This window comes from Candidatus Symbiothrix dinenymphae (assembly GCF_001431085.1).
The window spans coordinates 1-1,860 of sequence record NZ_BBRU01000598.1 but is presented as its reverse complement, the minus strand read 5'-3'; the positions used below and the strand labels follow the sequence as shown (position 1 = coordinate 1,860).

At 45.2% G+C, this 1,860-nt stretch carries 1 protein-coding gene and 1 pseudogene; both read right to left on the bottom strand.

The window, feature by feature from the left end; all coding sequences use genetic code 11:
• Positions 1-184, bottom strand: a pseudogene (locus ASC50_RS08655) (hypothetical protein); the annotation flags it as partial.
• Between the two features lie 164 nt (positions 185-348).
• Entirely contained in the window at positions 349-1,563 is a 1,215-nt protein-coding gene (locus ASC50_RS06540) for a hypothetical protein (protein ID WP_158648555.1), read from the bottom strand.
• Between the last annotated feature and the right edge of the window lie 297 nt (positions 1,564-1,860).

Sequence of the window (1,860 nt, the reverse complement as noted above, 5' to 3'; positions counted from 1 at the left end):
CTTTGCGTTCATCAGCCAACATTTGGGCATGGATAGGGGTATACTTGCGCGTGCCTTTATTGCGCTCAATCTCCCTGTAAACTGTACTGGCAGAGACATTTACAATCTCTGCAATCTTCTCTTTCGGCAGCAATTCAGCCAGTAAAAAATAATCACGCGCATTCGATCCGCTTCCAGCCAGCAGACAAAGCTACCGCCCTCTCGTCAAGTTATGCGAAAGCAGAAGAGTTGATAGCATGTCTTACATTAGTGTCTATGTTGTTTATTTATTGTGTTTTATGCATTTCACGTCTTGAATTCGGGAGCAAGACATCTCCGCGACGGTTTTTATGCCGTAATCGATTGATATTATGATGGTTGCGGCGTGATTAGAGAGCCATCGTATGGGCTAACAAAAATCATGTAGGCGACCAGATTTTGCCAAATGTTGCGGATTGTTTCTTTTGAGTGCTCTTTGAGCATCTCTACGACCACACTGCTGTGTTCAACGAATTGATTTATCGCGTGGGCAATTTGGAGACTGGTGTAATAGTTCTGTAGCCCCTCATAGCTGTTGCGAGAGTATTTGTGTTCCAATTCGTAATCGCCACATTTTTGAGCGTTAAATCCCTCATTTTCAATCTTCCAGCGCAACCGTCCGCCGGATGATAATGCATGGATGGTGTCCGCAGTTGGCTCAATGTTGGTGACATATTCAAAGCAAAATTCCTCCGGTTTTTCGGTTGTCTTTTTGTCCTTTTTTTCGTTCGGTTTTTGATACTTCGTTCGCGTTTCAAGGCACTGAAACCAATGCAAATGGTACTTTTTATGATAAAAAATATCCGTTTTAAAGCGATATTTGCTATCAATCCATTTATCATTTTTCATGCAAAGATGTTCGCGTTTCGGCGGTCTGCGTTTTGCCTCGCCAAGTTCGCCCTGCACACCATCGGACAGTGCTTTTTCGGGTAAAACAATAATGTATTTCCACTCATTTTTTTCGCAGACCTCGAAAACCCCCTCGTAGGGATACAATCCATCGGCTAAAATGCAGATAGGCAGGCGTGGAAAGTTCTTTTTGAGCGTTTTAGCTAAGCGCAGGAAGGCTTTGCGTTCGCAATCCTGCTTGACATAATCGCCCTCCGGATTTTCAATCCATTCGGTTGCCAAAGGCAGGCATAGCCCATCATGCGTAACCAGTTTAGCCTCCAAAGCATAGTGATAATAGGTCACAACGCCTTTTTTCGACGTTTTTGTCAAGCAATGCGGACAATGCGGGTGGTCATAACTGACAATCCCTGTGGCATCAATGGCTACCATGTAATACTTGTTTAGTAAGCGGCTGTTACGCAGGCACTTCTGATTGAATAAATCGCTCATCAGTTCCATTTTAACCTTTTCTAACTGTTCGGGCGGGAGTTTGCGAAGCACCTTTGCTATCGTGTCCTGATGCGGCAGGCGAAACCCCAAAGTCCGTTCGCAATGGGCTACAAACGACTCTTCGCGCCGTTTGTTGTTCAAATTGTTGCGGGAGCCAAACTTGAGTAAAAATAGGAAGATGCCCCCCATGGCCACATCTTCCATCTCGTAATTTTTTCGCTTGCGAGTGTCCTTCAACTTGGACAGCAAGTCGGGTAAGTCCCCAAAACGATGTTTGAGGACGTGCTGGTAGCGGGACAGAAGTACCTGTCCGCGCTCCCCTGCTGATGTTTTTTTTCTCTGTTCTTTCTTAGGGTGGCACAAATAGTCAAAAAGTTACTATACAGCACCGGGCTTAAGTCAACAGGAAAGCAGGTGATGCCGATTGTCTGTTTTTACCTGCGATGTTAGAGAAGACAGTTGTCCCGCTACCTGATGGTTGCGGCTATTTGAAAGGCAAGT